14 protein-coding genes are annotated in these 14,910 nt (G+C 47.7%); 8 read left to right on the forward strand and 6 right to left on the reverse strand.

Annotated elements, in window-relative coordinates:
• Window positions 1-57: 57 nt before the first annotated feature.
• Both J0M30_01925 and J0M30_01930 read right to left on the reverse strand, forming a co-directional pair.
• Window positions 58-2,265 (reverse strand): xanthine dehydrogenase family protein molybdopterin-binding subunit, encoded by a 2,208-nt coding sequence (locus tag J0M30_01925; protein MBN8666230.1) that lies wholly within the window; start codon window positions 2,263-2,265, stop codon window positions 58-60.
• 19 nt (window positions 2,266-2,284) lie between these two features.
• Window positions 2,285-2,749, reverse strand: a complete 465-nt coding sequence (locus J0M30_01930) for a (2Fe-2S)-binding protein (protein ID MBN8666231.1) — start codon at window positions 2,747-2,749, stop codon at window positions 2,285-2,287.
• Window positions 2,750-2,907: 158 nt separating this feature from the next.
• On the opposite strand from J0M30_01930, the gene ygiD reads away from it, so the two are divergent.
• Window positions 2,908-3,738, forward strand: coding sequence for a 4,5-DOPA dioxygenase extradiol (ygiD, locus tag J0M30_01935; protein MBN8666232.1), 831 nt, complete (start codon window positions 2,908-2,910; stop codon window positions 3,736-3,738).
• 88 nt (window positions 3,739-3,826) lie between these two features.
• Entirely contained in the window at window positions 3,827-4,912 is a 1,086-nt protein-coding gene (locus J0M30_01940) for a serine hydrolase (protein ID MBN8666233.1), read from the forward strand.
• A gap of 50 nt (window positions 4,913-4,962) precedes the next feature.
• Here the strand turns inward: J0M30_01940 and J0M30_01945 are convergent, their stop codons facing one another.
• Window positions 4,963-5,352, reverse strand: coding sequence for a hypothetical protein (locus tag J0M30_01945; protein MBN8666234.1), 390 nt, complete (start codon window positions 5,350-5,352; stop codon window positions 4,963-4,965).
• A 206-nt stretch (window positions 5,353-5,558) separates the two neighbouring features.
• Here J0M30_01945 and htpG point away from each other — a divergent pair, with 206 nt between their 5' ends.
• Window positions 5,559-7,442 (forward strand): molecular chaperone HtpG, encoded by a 1,884-nt coding sequence (htpG, locus tag J0M30_01950; protein ID MBN8666235.1) that lies wholly within the window; start codon window positions 5,559-5,561, stop codon window positions 7,440-7,442.
• Between the two features lie 165 nt (window positions 7,443-7,607).
• Here htpG and J0M30_01955 read toward each other — a convergent pair whose 3' ends face one another.
• The 3 genes from J0M30_01955 to J0M30_01965 all read right to left on the reverse strand — a co-directional run bounded on the left by J0M30_01955 (window position 7,608) and on the right by J0M30_01965 (window position 9,264).
• Entirely contained in the window at window positions 7,608-7,811 is a 204-nt protein-coding gene (locus J0M30_01955) for a hypothetical protein (GenBank protein ID MBN8666236.1), read from the reverse strand.
• A 242-nt stretch (window positions 7,812-8,053) separates the two neighbouring features.
• Window positions 8,054-8,560: a hypothetical protein gene (locus tag J0M30_01960; GenBank protein ID MBN8666237.1), complete on the reverse strand. Its 507-nt coding sequence runs from the start codon at window positions 8,558-8,560 to the stop codon at window positions 8,054-8,056.
• A gap of 263 nt (window positions 8,561-8,823) precedes the next feature.
• On the reverse strand, window positions 8,824-9,264 hold the full coding sequence (locus tag J0M30_01965; GenBank protein MBN8666238.1) for a hypothetical protein: 441 nt from the start codon (window positions 9,262-9,264) through the stop codon (window positions 8,824-8,826).
• A 239-nt stretch (window positions 9,265-9,503) separates the two neighbouring features.
• Here J0M30_01965 and recA point away from each other — a divergent pair, with 239 nt between their 5' ends.
• From recA to uvrB, 5 genes are all read left to right on the forward strand, one after another.
• Window positions 9,504-10,544: a recombinase RecA gene (gene recA, locus J0M30_01970; GenBank protein MBN8666239.1), complete on the forward strand. Its 1,041-nt coding sequence runs from the start codon at window positions 9,504-9,506 to the stop codon at window positions 10,542-10,544.
• Window positions 10,545-11,042: 498 nt separating this feature from the next.
• Window positions 11,043-11,495, forward strand: coding sequence for a hypothetical protein (locus tag J0M30_01975; GenBank protein ID MBN8666240.1), 453 nt, complete (start codon window positions 11,043-11,045; stop codon window positions 11,493-11,495).
• 33 nt (window positions 11,496-11,528) lie between these two features.
• Window positions 11,529-12,074, forward strand: coding sequence for a YceI family protein (locus tag J0M30_01980; GenBank protein MBN8666241.1), 546 nt, complete (start codon window positions 11,529-11,531; stop codon window positions 12,072-12,074).
• A gap of 72 nt (window positions 12,075-12,146) precedes the next feature.
• Window positions 12,147-12,599: a methylglyoxal synthase gene (locus tag J0M30_01985; protein ID MBN8666242.1), complete on the forward strand. Its 453-nt coding sequence runs from the start codon at window positions 12,147-12,149 to the stop codon at window positions 12,597-12,599.
• 186 nt (window positions 12,600-12,785) lie between these two features.
• Window positions 12,786-14,825, forward strand: a complete 2,040-nt coding sequence (gene uvrB / locus J0M30_01990; GenBank protein ID MBN8666243.1) for an excinuclease ABC subunit UvrB — start codon at window positions 12,786-12,788, stop codon at window positions 14,823-14,825.
• The last annotated feature ends 85 nt before the right edge of the window (window positions 14,826-14,910 follow it).

Genomic DNA, 14,910 nt, shown 5'->3' on the forward strand with positions numbered 1-14,910 from the left:
GCAAAGAAAAAGCGAATTTTTGAATTAAACAAATATTTTAATCAAATGATTAAAATATTATACCCAACTAAAGCCTTCGTTTCGGATAGGCAGGTTGCGCGGGCGGTGACCCGCAGCGGCCAGGGCATTGCACAAGGCCGGTGCTACGGTGGATACCCCTACTTCCCCAACCCCACCGGGTTCGGCTTCACTGGGTATAATATAAACTTCTAGCGGAGGCATTTCACTATACATCAATAGTTCGTAGCTAAAGAATCCATCCTGCATCACCCGGCTATCCTTGATGGTGATCTCCCCTTTGAGAGCCTGGGTGAGCCCAAACGCCAAACCTCCTTCCATCTGATTGAGTAACCCATCCGGATTGATGACCTGTCCACAATCAATAGCTGCCACTACCCGCGTGATCCTGAACTTTTTCTCCCCCACCATCTCTATCTCTATCGCATGTGCGGCATAGGCTTTGGCAAAAATGAAAGAGTGTGTGGCCAGTCCGATGAAATGTTTGGGCTTGCGGGGTTTATCATATCCTATCTTCTCTGCTGCTAATTTCAGCACCCCTGCAATTCGCGCGGGTGACTGGCTCAGGGCCCAGGCTTCGGTACCGGTTTTAAAGTCGGGTCTGTTTTCCAGTAAGGATAAACGAAAGGCTAGCGGATCCTTTTTAAGCTTCCCCGCAATTTCATCCACAAAGGATTCCACCGGAAAGGTGTTGACGCAAATATCCACTGACCGCAACCAACCCCGGTTAATATTAAAATCAACAGGCGTGTACCCTGTATGAATATTTGGAACATCATAGCAGAAACCTGCATCAGCCCCATCCATTTCCCCGATATTCTTTGTTTCCGGGCCTTCGATCATATAGGCAATGGGCGTGCCCAGCACATGATGTTTCCAGGAAACGAGTTTCCCCTTTTCATCCCACTGTGCATCGAGCCGGTGGTAGTTGGCCGGGCGAAACATGCCAAACTGCGTATCATCTACCCGGTCCCAAACCAATTGCACCGGACGGTCAAACTGCTGCGCGATCTTAACCGCCTCAATGGCAAAATCAAAATGTAGCCTTCGGCCAAAGGCGCCACCCATCAAACCCAGGTTCACTTTTATATCCGGCTTTTTAAACCCACATTCCTTGGCAATGGTATCTACAGCCCAGTCGGGCAATTGCAATCCTCCCCATATTTCACATTTATCCCCTTTTACTTCGGCTATAAAATTCACCGGCTCCATGGTCGCATGGGCCAGAAATGGTTGTGCATATTCGGCTGACAGTTTTCCGGCCCCTTTCACGTTACCCGGGTCACCTTTCTTGAATACCTCGATACCTGGGGTATCTCCTGCTTTTGAGGCAAATGTTTCAAACAAAGAGACCGTGCTTTCTTCATTGCGTGGACCTTCATCCCAGGTCACCGTCAACATCTCTTTGGCCTTCATAGCGGCCCAGGTATGTGTGGCAATGATGGCTACACCATCCCGCACATGCATGGGCTTGCCCGTTCCTTTATACGCCACGATCTTTAAAACACCGGGTACTTTCTTCGCGACAGTATCATCATACGATACCAGTTTTCCACCAAGCACCGGACAGCGAACGGACACGGCAACGACCATACCCGGAATACGGGTATCAAGCCCGTATTTGGTTTTACCAGTGAGTATGTCTTTCAATCCGCTTCTTTTCTCTGCCTTCCCAATGAGCTTGAAATCCTTTGGACTTTTAAGCGTCACTTCAGCAGGTATCGGTAGTTTGGCGGCTTCGCAAACCAATTCACCATACCCGATCCGTTTCATGGTCGGGGTATGAACAACTTCTCCCATATCCGCGGCACAAGAGGTGACATTCACCTTCCAGCTATTGGCGGCGGCCTGTATCAACATGGCTTTGGCAATGGCACCTGCCTTGCGCAGGGTATCATACATCCCCAATATACTCTGGCTTCCTCCCGTATCATGCATCCCTGCTGGCAGTGTTCCAAAAGGAGCCAGTTCCACTTTTACTTTTCTAAAATCAACTTCCAGTTCTTCAGCCACGATCATCGGTAATGCCGTATCCACTCCCTGCCCCGACTCCTGTTTGGCCACAAAAATGGTCACTAACCCTTTTCGGTCGATCCGTAAATAGGCACCGGGTTGAAAATGCGTACACTCTTCTCCGGGAAGTGCGAGGGCCTGAAGCCCGGGAAGAGTGAATCCCAAAACCAGTCCACCGGAAGCCAGACTGGACAGTTTCAGAAAACGACGACGATCGGTCTTTATCTTTTGCATGGTTGTAGGCGTTTGGAGTTCAGGAATTCAGGGAGTCAATGGCCAGATGAATGGCTTTTCTTATCCGGTGGTAGGTACCACATCGACAGAGCACATTATTCATCACCTGGTCAATCGTCTCTTCCGAAGGGCGTTTGTTTTTTTCCAGCATGGCCACCACCTGCATCATTTGTCCGGGCTGGCAATAACCGCATTGAGGCACCCCCGCCTGCTCCCAGGCCTTTTGTACCGGATGCGAGCCATCGGTCGAAAGACCTTCAATGGTGATGATCTTTTTATTGACACAGGAACCCACCGTGCGTTGACAGGAAAATACCGGGTTGCCATCAATGATGACGCTGCAAACACCACAACTGGCCACCCCGCATCCATATTTTGTGCCCGTCATATTGAGCAGATCACGCAGCACCCACAAAAGTGGCATGTCGGCAGGGGCATCTACATCGTATTTATTATTATTAACCGTGAGGGAGAACTGAGGCATAGCAAGAAGTTTTTGGTAATCAGGAGAAGTGATTAGAAAGGTACGAAACCTCTTTCTTTTCTGCCCTTATCAAAGATTAAATGTTTTTGAAGCTGCATAGGCTGTGCGGTAAACCTGACTTCACCATCTTCGCTGGCAGAAATCGTAAATTCGCCGGAATGGAAAACCTGCACGATCTCAAACTCCGTAGCCAAACCTGGAAGGGTGAAAAAATGCCTTTGCTTTTTATTGGTCATGGCTCCCCCATGAATGGAATTGAAGAAAACGACTTTAGTCGCGAATGGGAAAAGAAGGGGCAGGAGCTTCCGCGACCCAGTGCCATCCTGGTCATTTCAGCTCATTGGCTCACCAGTGGCACTTTTGTAACGGCCATGGACCAACCACGTACCATCCATGATTTTGGAGGCTTTCCTCCCGATCTCTACAAAGTTCAGTATCCTGCCCCCGGTGATCCTGCCCTGGCCGAGGAAACCCGTTCACTAATTCGTTCCACACCGGTAAAACTGGATCATGAATGGGGATTGGACCATGGGGCCTGGACTGTCATCCGGCGCATGTATCCCCAGGCGGATATTCCAGTGCTGCAACTGAGTATTGACTATCACCAACCACCCGCCTACCATTACCAATTAGCCCGCGAACTCAGCACCCTCAGGGATAAAGGAGTCCTGATCATTGGTAGTGGAAACATGATCCATAATCTCCGCATGGTGGCCTGGGATAAACTGGATCAACCCGGATTTGGGTTTGATTGGGCCCTGGAACTAAATGAATTGCTCAAGCAAAAGATCCTTCAGGGAGATCATGAATCGCTCATTCACTATGAAGGATTGCACCGGGCGGCCAGACTGGCCATTCCCACCCCCGATCATTATTACCCGCTACTGTATGTGTTGGGTCTGCGCGACCGGAAAGAAAATACCCTTTTCTTCAATGATCAGTGTGTAGGCGGATCATTGAATATGACCTCGGTATTGTTTCATCAATAAGGGCTGTTATAAAATTCAACATTTACTTTCTATTTTGCGGACTAAACCTTCCCCCTGGGAAAATGTCAAAGACCTCCAATAATACACCATGAGAAACGTCCTTCTTTTCCTCGCGTTGACCACCCTGGTTCTTTCCTGCTCCAAAAATGGAGGGGAACCTGCCCCGGATAACAGCAATAACCTTTATTTCCCTCCGGTGAGCGGCACCGAATGGCAAACCACCGATATGGCCAGTTTGGGTTGGAGCGAAGGAACGGTCAATGACCTGTATACCTACCTGGAGCAAAAGAACAGTAAGGCCTTTATTGTATTGAAGAACGGTAAGATCGTTATAGAGAAATACTTTGGCCTCTTTACAAAGGATAGTCTCTGGTACTGGGCATCCGCCGGGAAAACCCTTACCGCCTTCCTGTCAGGTATTGCCCAGGATGAAGGTCTGATCGACCTGAGTGATAAGACCTCCCGTTTCCTGGGAAATGGCTGGACCGCCCTTCCCCAAGCCAAAGAAGACCTCATCACCATCCGTCATCAACTCACCATGACCACCGGGTTGGATGATGATGTGACACCCAATAATGATTGTACCGATCCTGCCTGTTTACAATACCGTGCCGATGCCGGTACGCGTTGGGCCTATCACAACGCACCCTATACCTTGATGGAAAAAGTGATCGAGAACGCAAGCGGAGTGAGTTACAATAGTTACTTCCAACAAAAAGTGCGTGACCGTGTAGGTATGAATGGACTTTGGATAAAAACCGGGTTTAATAATGTCTATTACAGCAATGCACGAAGCATGGCACGATTTGGATTGTTGATGTTGAATAAAGGAAAATGGGATCAAACAAAAATTTTGGGAGACACTTTATATTTTCAGGATCAGGTAAGCAGTTCGCAAAATTTCAACCTGTCTTACGGATATCTAACCTGGTTAAATGGAAAAGCCAGTCATATGCTCCCCACGCTTGAACTCACTTTCATCGGCTCCATGATGCCCAACGCACCTGTTGATATGTATGCGGCCCTGGGAAAGAATGACCAGAAAATTTATGTGGTCCCTTCACAGAAACTGGTGGTCATTCGTATGGGAGAATCAGCAGGTAATGTACAACTCGCCCTCTCGAGTTTTGACAATGAACTCTGGGGGAAATTAAAGACCATCATCGGGTATTAATAAAAAAGCCATCCGATTGGATGGCTTTGAAATTTTTGTTGGCTAAGTAATTAGCTCAGGTGTTTGTTCAGGAATTTGGCCAGATCGAACATCGAAGCCTGTCCTTTACCACCGAAGATTACTTTCAGCTTATCGTCCGCATTGATCATGCGTCTGTTTTTGTTATCCTGCAGCTTGTTAGCTTTGATATAACCCCAGATCTTCTTCACAGCTTCTGTGCGGGGAACTGCTTTGCTACCGATCACAGCAGCCAGAGCGGCGCTGGGGGTAAGAGCTTTCATGAAGGCTGCATTGGGTTTGCGGGCGGATTTTTTCTTAGCCGCTTTTTTCTTTGGAGCTGCTTTTTTGGCTGCTTTTTTAGGGGCGGCTTTCTTCGCTTTTTTTGGAGCTGCTTTCTTAGCGGCTTTCTTTACGGCTTTTTTTGCGACTTTCTTTGCCATTGTTTTTGTTTTAGAATGTTAACGGGTTTTAGTAATTAACCCTCCAAATATAGCCTATTTCTGTATGCCAACTTCATTGGGGAATTTTCTTTTTTTGATTCGGAATAACCTGTGCATAAGGGGGCGCTGTCAATGTGGCAATCTGGATGGTTTTGGAACGCGGATTGTTACCTTGCGCCTAATTAAAACCGGAAAAAATCAAGGATATGATACAGGAAAAAGGTACTATTTCGATCAACACAGAGAACATTTTCCCTATAATCAAGAAGTTTTTATACTCCGATACGGAGATCTTCCTCCGGGAGCTGGTCAGCAATGCAGTGGATGCCACCCAAAAAGTAAAAAGGCTGGCTTCCCTGGGGCATTTCACTGGGGAATTGGGGGATCTGTCTATTCGGATCGCCCTCGATAAAGAGGCAAAAACCATTCGGATCTCCGACCGCGGAATCGGTATGACCGCTGAGGAAATCCGTAAATACATCAATCAGGTGGCCTTCTCCGGAGCAACGGAATTCATGGAAAAATTCAAAGAAGCCCGGGACGCCAATGAGATCATCGGTCGTTTCGGTCTCGGTTTTTACTCGGCCTTTATGGTAGCCGATCAGGTCGAGATCCAATCTCTCTCCTATCAACCAGCTGCAGAAGCCGCCCGCTGGACCTGTGACGGGAGTACCGCCTTTGAGATCGCCGAAGGAAACCGAAGTGACCGGGGTACAGATGTGATCCTCCATATTAATGAAGAATCACAGGAATACCTGGAAGAAAGCAGACTCCGGGAGATCCTTGTTAAATACGCGCGCTTCCTCCCCGTACCGATCGTCTTTGGCACCCGCGAAGAAGAAATACCCGATGGAGAAGATGAAGAAGGAAAACCCAGGTTCAGGACCGAAACGGTGGACGATGTGATCAATACCACCCATCCGATCTGGACAAAGGCCCCTGCCGAATTGAAAGACGAAGACTACCTGGCCTTTTATCAGGACCTCTATCCCTATTCGGAAGAACCCCTGTTCTGGATCCACCTGAATGTGGACTACCCCTTTAACCTGACCGGGGTATTGTATTTTCCAAAACTTAAGAATGATTTCGAGGTACAGAAGAATAAGATCAAACTCTACAGCCGGCAGGTCTTTATCACCGATGAGGTCAAAGACATCGTACCGGAATTCCTCATGCTCCTCCATGGGGTCATTGACTCCCCCGATATCCCCCTCAATGTGAGCCGCTCCTTTCTCCAGGCCGATAGCAATGTAAAAAAGATCAATAGCTATATCAGTCGTAAGGTGGCTGACAAACTCGCCGAACTTTTCAAAAAAGACCGCCCCTCCTATGAATCCAAATGGAACGATATCGGTCTCTTTGTAAAATATGGCGCCCTGTCGGAGGATAAGTTCTATGAAAAGGCAAAGGAATTCATCCTGCTGACCAATACAGAGGAGAAACATTTTACCCTTGATGAATACCAGGCAAAGACCAAAGAGGCGCAGACCGACAAACATGGCACACTGGTCTATCTCTATACCCCCGATGCCGAGAAACAACATACCTATGTAGAGGCTGCCCAGAAAAGGAATTATGATGTACTCTTGATGAACTCCCCCATTGACAACCATTTCATCCATCACCTGGAAATGAAAGGCGAGAAGATCTCCTTCAAACGCGTGGATGCCGGAGTGGTAGACAAACTGATCGAAAAAACCGACAGCTTACAACATGCACTCACCGAGGAGCAGACCGGAAAAATTAAATCAGTATTCGAAGCCGCGATCAATAACCCCACTATGCATGTGGAAATTGAAAGCCTTCCCACCGAAGCCATGCCGGTAACCATCACCGTGGAAGAATGGATGCGACGTATGAAGGACATGAGCAAGATGGGTGGAGGTATGAGTTTTTATGGCAACATGCCCGATTCCTATAAGGTATCTGTTAATGCCAATCACAAATTGGTGGAAAAGATTCTACAGGCCGATGAAGGGGATCAAACTAAAATAGCCAAGCATGCGTACGATCTGGCTTTATTAGCACAAGGCATGTTAAAAGGCGCGGACCTGACTGCGTTCGTGGAGCGGAGTGTGGAGGGGCTGTGAGGCGTGAGGGGTGAGGCGTGAGGCGTGAGGCGTGAGACGTGAGACGTTAGATGTGAGGTGTGAATGGTGAATAATGAATAGTGAATGTAATTCACTCACAATTGACATCTCACGATTCACGTCTCACGACTCACGACTGACGTCTCACGTCTCACGACTGACGTCTCACGATTCACGACTTCCCTCTTCCCTTCTTGCCTCCTCGATCACCAGAAACTCGGGCTTCTCCTGTCCCATCTGGATCAATTCCTGGTATTTGGATTTCAGGCAGCGTTTGAACGTGCCAACATAGCCCGGTTTACGGAGGTTTTCAGGATTTAAGGGAATGGCCTCTATCAGGTCATTACCAATGAACATCATGAGTTGCATGGCCAACGGTTTTTCTAATACAAAAAAAAGCCATTTACACAGCGGAGTCAATCCCAGTTTTGCTCGATTTTTTTGGTAAGATTACAAGGCCGGTTTGCACAAAATACGGAGCGTGGGAAAAGCGTAGTTCCGGCAAAAAACGAGACTGCTTCAGAGCCTGTGACCGGGAACCCTTGTCAATTACCCGATCGGTTGGCTTGAAGCAGTCTCTCTCCTTTAAGTGTTACTCAGGCGGCCTGGTATTAATTCATCCCCACACTGTATACCAGGCTGAAATAACGAAAATAATGCCCGCCTTTTTCATTGCCTTTGGCTATCCATTCTTCTCCGGTCAATTCCTTTTTATCATTTCCCCAGACAGCCTCGCCGAGGGCGACCAATGCATCATTGGTATGCAGCCTGAATCCGTAGCGGCTGTTGCTGTCCAGTTTAACTTTTCCGAGGTCAAAATCCACCCAGGTAGGGTCGTTGATCTTCTTGATATCCAATTCCACAGTTCCCAGTTCAGGGCCCCAATCATGCTGCTTTTCATCAAACTGATGCAAACTCATTTTGATCCTGCCTTCGCGGTGAACCATTTCACAATAAACACTGATGCTTTCTAATTCTCCGCTATGGTTGATGTGGAAGGTTTGCCCGGCCATATGGTCGGATGGCTCTGCATGAAAATCGCCCAGCCAGCGGCATCCATTGATCTGTAACTGGTCGATATGACGGGATCCCCCCTGGGGACGGAACGGGACTTTCATGGGTATGGATTTTTTAGTTTTTCAAAATAGGATCTGGGACCCTCTTACAGGCATAAAGATTGGCAATGAGAAATAGGCGGTTTATGACTTTGGTTAGGTTTTCAGCTGAGTTTGTTCATTTGTGGTGGGGAGGGAGGACGGATGCTGGATGGTAGATGACGGATGACAGATGACGGATGTTGGATGACAGTTGACTGTAATTAATTTGCCATACTTCCGACCCCGGACCTCTGTCATCCAACATCCAACATCCGTCATCCGACCTACTTCAACTCAATCCCCGCGATCTTCCTCTCTTCCCCCATTTCTTTCGAATTATAATAAAGGAACATCTTTCCCTTCCGGAGATTGGAAACCGCCATCACCTCCTGTATTCGGCACTCCATCAGCGATTTGGCAGTCCCGGGCGCATCGGGATAGGTCCAGGTTTTTACCAACTGGCCACTGGCATCCCGAAGAGTAAGCTGTCGTGACTGGCCATTGGTTCCGCAATGGCTATAATAAACGAATACCTTTTCGCCCTGGGCTGCCACCTGGATGGTCTTTAGCTCTTTGTCAATATGAATGTGCTGGCGAAGCAGGAGCTGGTTCCCCTGGTAGATCTCAACCGTATCCCCACCCAAAGGGCTGGTAAAGGAAAAAATGCCCAAACCCATCAACAGGGCAGCGAAACCGAACAGGGCTTTTTTAATGCTTGTTTTCATGATTGTCTTTTTTTGATGAATAATCCGTTGACAACCCAAAGAAAACACCCGAAAATGGTCATATTTCCCCGGTCTTGACCAGTTACATCACCGGCTTGACAAGAGGTAAAAACCGTCCGCTATCAGAAAATTCCCAAAAAAATATGCCCAAAAATATTAGCGTAATAATGCTAAAAGGATTAGTTTTGTTGTGGATTTCTAAATTAGAACCGGATTTTGTAAAACCTAACTTTGTTTCCATGGCAAAAAATGCATCCAACACCGAAAAAGAAACTGCACCGTCAGTCAACAGCGAAAAATTAAAAGCCCTCAAACTCACGATCGACAAGATCGATAAGGATTTTGGAAAAGGGAGCGTCATGATGATGAATGAAAAGGCGCATGTAGAGCAGGAAGTCATTTCCACCGGTTCCATTGGATTGGATATTGCCCTGGGAATAGGTGGTTTGCCCCGTGGCCGGGTTGTTGAGATCTATGGACCAGAATCCTCTGGTAAAACGACCGTTGCCACCCATGTGATTGCCGAAGCCCAGAAAAAAGGCGGTATGTGTGCCATTATTGATGCCGAGCACGCTTTTGACAGCAGCTACGCCAAGAAATTGGGTGTAGATGTAGACAACCTGCTGATCTCGCAACCAGATTATGGCGAACAGGCCCTTGAGATCGCCGACCGTCTGATCCTCTCCGGCGCCCTGGACGTTGTCGTAATCGACTCCGTTGCCGCCCTCGTCCCCAAAGGAGAATTGGAAGGAGAAATGGGAGATAGCAAAATGGGTCTCCAGGCCCGTCTGATGAGCCAGGCCCTGCGGAAACTTACCGCTACCATTCACAAGACCAACACCATTTGCATATTCATTAACCAGTTGCGCGAAAAGATCGGCGTTATGTTCGGTAACCCCGAAACCACCACCGGTGGTAACGCCCTTAAATTCTATGCCTCCGTTCGCCTCGATATCCGTCGCATGGCCCAACTGAAAGATGGCGAAAACGCAATCGGTAACCGGGTTAAAGTAAAAGTGGTAAAAAATAAAGTAGCCCCGCCCTTCCGTGCCGCCGAATTCGATATCATCTTCGGAGAAGGTGTCTCCAAAACCGGAGAGATCATCGACCTGGGCGTAGAACTCAATATCATCCAGAAAAGCGGTTCCTGGTTTAGCTATAATACCGATAAACTCGGTCAGGGCCGTGACTCAGTGAAACAATTACTCATGGATAACCCCGAACTCTCCGCTGAGATCGAAGGAAAAATTCGTGAGAAAATAAAGGAAATGCAGGGATAGGCGTGAGAAGTGAGGCGGGAGAGGTGAGAGGTGAGAGGTGAGAGGTGAATAGTGAATGTAATTCACTCACGACTGACGCCTCATGATTAATGAATCACCATTCACTATTCACCTCTCACGATTCACGATTCACGCCCCCCCACCTCTTTCGAATTAAAATAGAAAACAGGGTTAGTAAAAGCTTTTCTTTTAATTCGTATCGGCCGCTTCTTTCGAGGCGGCCTTTTTCATAGCCAACTTTTTTGCCATTTCATGCGTTTGGTAAAACGATCCTGCCAAACATCAGTGTATTCCGTGTCCCGAGGCTTCGGGACTGTGAGAGAAAAAAGCTCCCGAAAAGCACAGAAAACACAGAAACCACTGGCTGTTAATGATTTAGGAACCTCAATGTCCACAAACCATCCCTTTTTACAAAAATTTCACAAGGAAAACCCTCATTCAATGTTTAAACATTGTATTTTTGGATCCTTATTTGAAGATTAAACAAGCGCAAACAGCATGTTCAACAAAACCTGGAAAAAGATACTCTTCGGCGGATTCCTGCTCCTGCTTATAGGCGCCGGTATCTATTGGTACATCGCCACAGATACCTTTAGTGATACAAAAGGAAGAAAAGCAGAGTTTAGTGTGAAGGCCGATGATTTTCTGAAAGAATACCAGACGGACAGCAAACAGGCCAATCTTAAATACACAGAAAAGATCGTAGAGGTTTCCGGTATCGTGTCTGCAACGGAAGCCGCCGATTCATCGATCAATATCAAAATAGCCGACACTACCACTGGCTCTTATGTCATCTTTGCCTTCCAGGATAAGGACATGGACGAAGCCCGATCCGTGAAAGCAGGCGATCTGGTTACTATCAAAGGTTCCTGTAGTGGTGGAGTATATAGTTCCATCCTCGAAACCTGGGCCATCACCTTTAAAAGAAGTACACTTTCAAACAAACCATAACGTTAAACACTCAACTCAAAAAAAACCGCACAAATGAAAAAAGCAATTTTAGCGCTGACCTTTATTACCACCACCCTGGTTGGTTTTGCCCAAAAGAAAACCACCACTTCGGCCATTGTGACTTTCGATGCCACAACAGCCATTGATGCCCTTCCTAAAGCAGAGAACAAAACCGTGATTGCAGCTATTGACCCTGCAAAAGGAACCGTGCAGTTCGAAGCTACTATCAAAAACTTCGCTTTCACAAACCCAATGATCCAGGACCACTTCAATGGTAAGAACTGGATGAACTCTGACGAATATCCCACTGCCGTTTTTAATGGTACGATCACTAACCTGAGCGAAGTGGATTTCAAAAAAGATGGCAAATACACCGCCAATGTAGAAGGAACCCTGAGCATTCGTGGAAAAGAGTCTAAAGTCTCTACCCCCGCTGTGATCGTGGTTAAAGGTGGTGCGATCAATGCTACCGCCGAGTTCAGCATTAAACTGGCCGACTACTCCATCGACGGAGCTCCCATCCAGGCTGGTAAAGTGGCAAAAGAGCCTAAGATTACCGTATCGGCTGATCTGAAATAATATATCAATACATGAGAAACAAGGGCGCCTCCGCGAAAGCGGGGGCGTTTCTTTTTTGCCTAATTTACATCCATGAGTACAAGAATCATGAACGCCAAAAAAAGAGTGGCTCTGGTGGCACATGACAACAAAAAGAAAGAACTGGTGGATTGGGCTGTTTATAATAAAACGGTGCTCAATAAACATCGGCTCTATGCCACAGGCACTACCGGGTCCTTATTGGAAAAAGCACTGGACCAATCGGTCAGCACATTCCTGAGCGGCCCGCTGGGTGGTGACCAACAGATCGGTGCCGCCATCGCCGAAGGAAAGATCGATATCCTGATCTTCTTTTGGGATCCCATGGAAGCACAACCCCATGACCCGGATATCAAAGCCCTGCTCCGCGTAGCCGCTACCTGGAATATACCTGTAGCCTGCGACCGCGCTACCGCCGACTTTATCCTGACCTCGCCCCTGATGCATCAGGAATACGAAGCCATTTTGCCGGATTACTCGGCTTATATTCGGAGAAGTGTTGGATAGGAGTTGGGGGATGTTGGATGATGGATGTTGGATATTGGATGTTGGATGTTGGATGTTGGATGACAGATGATTAATATTATTTCCAATTCGCAAAGCTCATTATCCAACATCCAACATCCATCCTCAATCATCCAACATCCATCCTCAATCATCCAACATCAAAACCCGCAAAACCCTGAAAATAACATGTCATTCAAACTCCATACCCCCTTCCCTCCCGCAGGTGACCAACCACAGGCCATCGAACAATTGACCGAAGGCATATTGAATGGAGAGAAACACCAGGTATTACTCGGTGTAACCGGTAGTGGTAAGACCTACACCATTGCCAATCTCATCCAGAATGTTCAACGTCCCACCCTGGTGCTGACCCATAACAAAACACTGGTCGCCCAGCTATACGGCGAGTTCCGTCATTTCTTTCCGGAAAACGCGGTAGAATATTTTGTCAGTTACTATGACTACTACCAACCCGAAGCCTATCTCCCCGTATCGGATACCTATATTGAAAAAGACCTCAATATCAACGAGGAGTTGGATAAGCTTCGGCTCCGCGCCACGAGTTCACTGCTCAGTGGCCGACGAGATATCATTGTGGTAGCTTCCGTAAGTTGTATCTACGGTATGGGAAACCCGACAGATTATGAAAACGGGATCATCCGAATTCATAAAGGACTGACCATTTCCCGACAGGGATTTTTACATGCGCTGGTTAACTCCCTCTATTCCCGAACTACGCTTGAATTCAACCGCGGAACCTTTCGGGTAAAAGGAGATACCGTGGATATCAACCTGCCCTATGTAGATTATGGTTACCGCATCACCTTCTTTGGCGATGAGATCGAAGAAATTGAAAGCATTGAGATCAATTCAGGTAAAAGGATCGGATTAATGGAAAATGCAGCCATCTTCCCCGCGAATCTCTATCTCGCTCCAAAAGACATCCTGCAACAGGTGATCTATGAGATTCAGGATGAGATGCAAGCCCAGGTAGATTATTTTAAAAACAATAATAAATTCATCGAAGCACAACGAGTCAAGGAAAGAGTGGAGTACGACCTGGAAATGATACGCGAACTTGGCTATTGCAACGGCATTGAAAACTATTCGCGTTTCTTTGACCGGCGCAGACCGGGTACCCGCCCCTTCTGCCTGCTGGATTACTTCCCTAAAGATTTTCTCTGTGTCATCGATGAAAGCCACCAGACCATCCCACAGGTTAGCGGTATGTATGGTGGTGACCGTAGCCGAAAACTGGTTTTGGTGGATTATGGCTTCCGGCTCCCCTCGGCGCTGGATAACCGCCCGCTGAACTTTCATGAGTTTGAATCACTCGTCAACCAGGTTATCTATGTAAGCGCCACCCCCGATGATTATGAACTGGAGAAAACAGGGGGTATTGTAGTGGAACAGGTGGTACGCCCCACCGGTCTGCTTGATCCACCCATTGAAATAAGACCCAGTGTCAACCAGATCGATGACCTCCTGGACGAAATTGACCGGCGAATCAAGAAAGGAGACCGCGTACTTGTGACCACTCTGACCAAACGCATGGCCGAGGAAATGGACAAATACCTTCACCGGATCAATATCAAATCGAAATACATTCACAGCGAAGTGGACACCCTTGAGCGGGTGGAGATCCTTCGTCAATTACGTCTGGGCGAAATTGATGTACTTGTGGGGGTCAACCTCCTTCGTGAAGGACTTGACCTTCCGGAAGTTTCACTTGTCGCCATACTCGATGCAGACAAAGAAGGATTTTTACGCAATGAGAAATCATTGACACAGACGGCTGGTCGCGCCGCCCGGAATGTGGACGGACTTGTCATCTTCTATGCCGATAAAATGACGGACAGCATGCGGAAGACCATTGACGAGACCACCCGCCGTCGCGAAAAACAGATCGCCTATAACATAGAACATAATATCACGCCTCGTACGATCATCAAAACCAAAGAACAGGTATTCAAACAGACTTCTGTTTTAGACATCAAAGGCTATGACCCCGCCAACCCGTATGCTCTGGCCCCGGATGGCGAATTGGTAGCCGTAGCAGCCGAGGAACAAGTGGAGTACAAGACCATCCCGCAATTGGAAAAAGCCATTGCCCACATTCGAAAGGATATGGAAAAAGCCGCCCGCGACCTCGACTTTATGGAAGCCGCCAGGCTGAGGGATGAGATGTTTGGGATGCAGAAGAAACTGGAGGAGATGAAGGGGTAGGGGTCGGGGGACGGGAGTCGGGGGTCCGAAGTCCGGAGTCCGGAGTAAAACTCCCGACCTCCGTCCCCGGACTTCGGACCCCTGA

The organism is Chitinophagales bacterium, assembly GCA_017303415.1.
GTDB lineage: Bacteria > Bacteroidota > Bacteroidia > Chitinophagales > Chitinophagaceae > SpSt-398.

Excerpts from the sequence above, each read along its gene's own strand:
- J0M30_01980 (MBN8666241.1), top strand. The coding sequence starts at position 11,529 with ATGAAAAAAGCAATTTTAGCGCTGACCTTTATTACCACCACCCTGGTT.
- J0M30_01945 (MBN8666234.1), bottom strand. The coding sequence starts at position 5,352 with ATGGCAAAGAAAGTCGCAAAAAAAGCCGTAAAGAAAGCCGCTAAGAAA.
- htpG (MBN8666235.1), top strand. The coding sequence starts at position 5,559 with ATGATACAGGAAAAAGGTACTATTTCGATCAACACAGAGAACATTTTC.
- uvrB (MBN8666243.1), top strand. The coding sequence starts at position 12,786 with ATGTCATTCAAACTCCATACCCCCTTCCCTCCCGCAGGTGACCAACCA.
- J0M30_01965 (MBN8666238.1), bottom strand. The coding sequence starts at position 9,264 with ATGAAAACAAGCATTAAAAAAGCCCTGTTCGGTTTCGCTGCCCTGTTG.
- J0M30_01985 (MBN8666242.1), top strand. The coding sequence starts at position 12,147 with ATGAGTACAAGAATCATGAACGCCAAAAAAAGAGTGGCTCTGGTGGCA.
- recA (MBN8666239.1), top strand. The coding sequence starts at position 9,504 with ATGGCAAAAAATGCATCCAACACCGAAAAAGAAACTGCACCGTCAGTC.
- J0M30_01955 (MBN8666236.1), bottom strand. The coding sequence starts at position 7,811 with ATGCAACTCATGATGTTCATTGGTAATGACCTGATAGAGGCCATTCCC.
- ygiD (MBN8666232.1), top strand. The coding sequence starts at position 2,908 with ATGGAAAACCTGCACGATCTCAAACTCCGTAGCCAAACCTGGAAGGGT.
- J0M30_01940 (MBN8666233.1), top strand. The coding sequence starts at position 3,827 with ATGAGAAACGTCCTTCTTTTCCTCGCGTTGACCACCCTGGTTCTTTCC.
- J0M30_01960 (MBN8666237.1), bottom strand. The coding sequence starts at position 8,560 with ATGAAAGTCCCGTTCCGTCCCCAGGGGGGATCCCGTCATATCGACCAG.
- J0M30_01930 (MBN8666231.1), bottom strand. The coding sequence starts at position 2,749 with ATGCCTCAGTTCTCCCTCACGGTTAATAATAATAAATACGATGTAGAT.
- J0M30_01925 (MBN8666230.1), bottom strand. The coding sequence starts at position 2,265 with ATGCAAAAGATAAAGACCGATCGTCGTCGTTTTCTGAAACTGTCCAGT.
- J0M30_01975 (MBN8666240.1), top strand. The coding sequence starts at position 11,043 with ATGTTCAACAAAACCTGGAAAAAGATACTCTTCGGCGGATTCCTGCTC.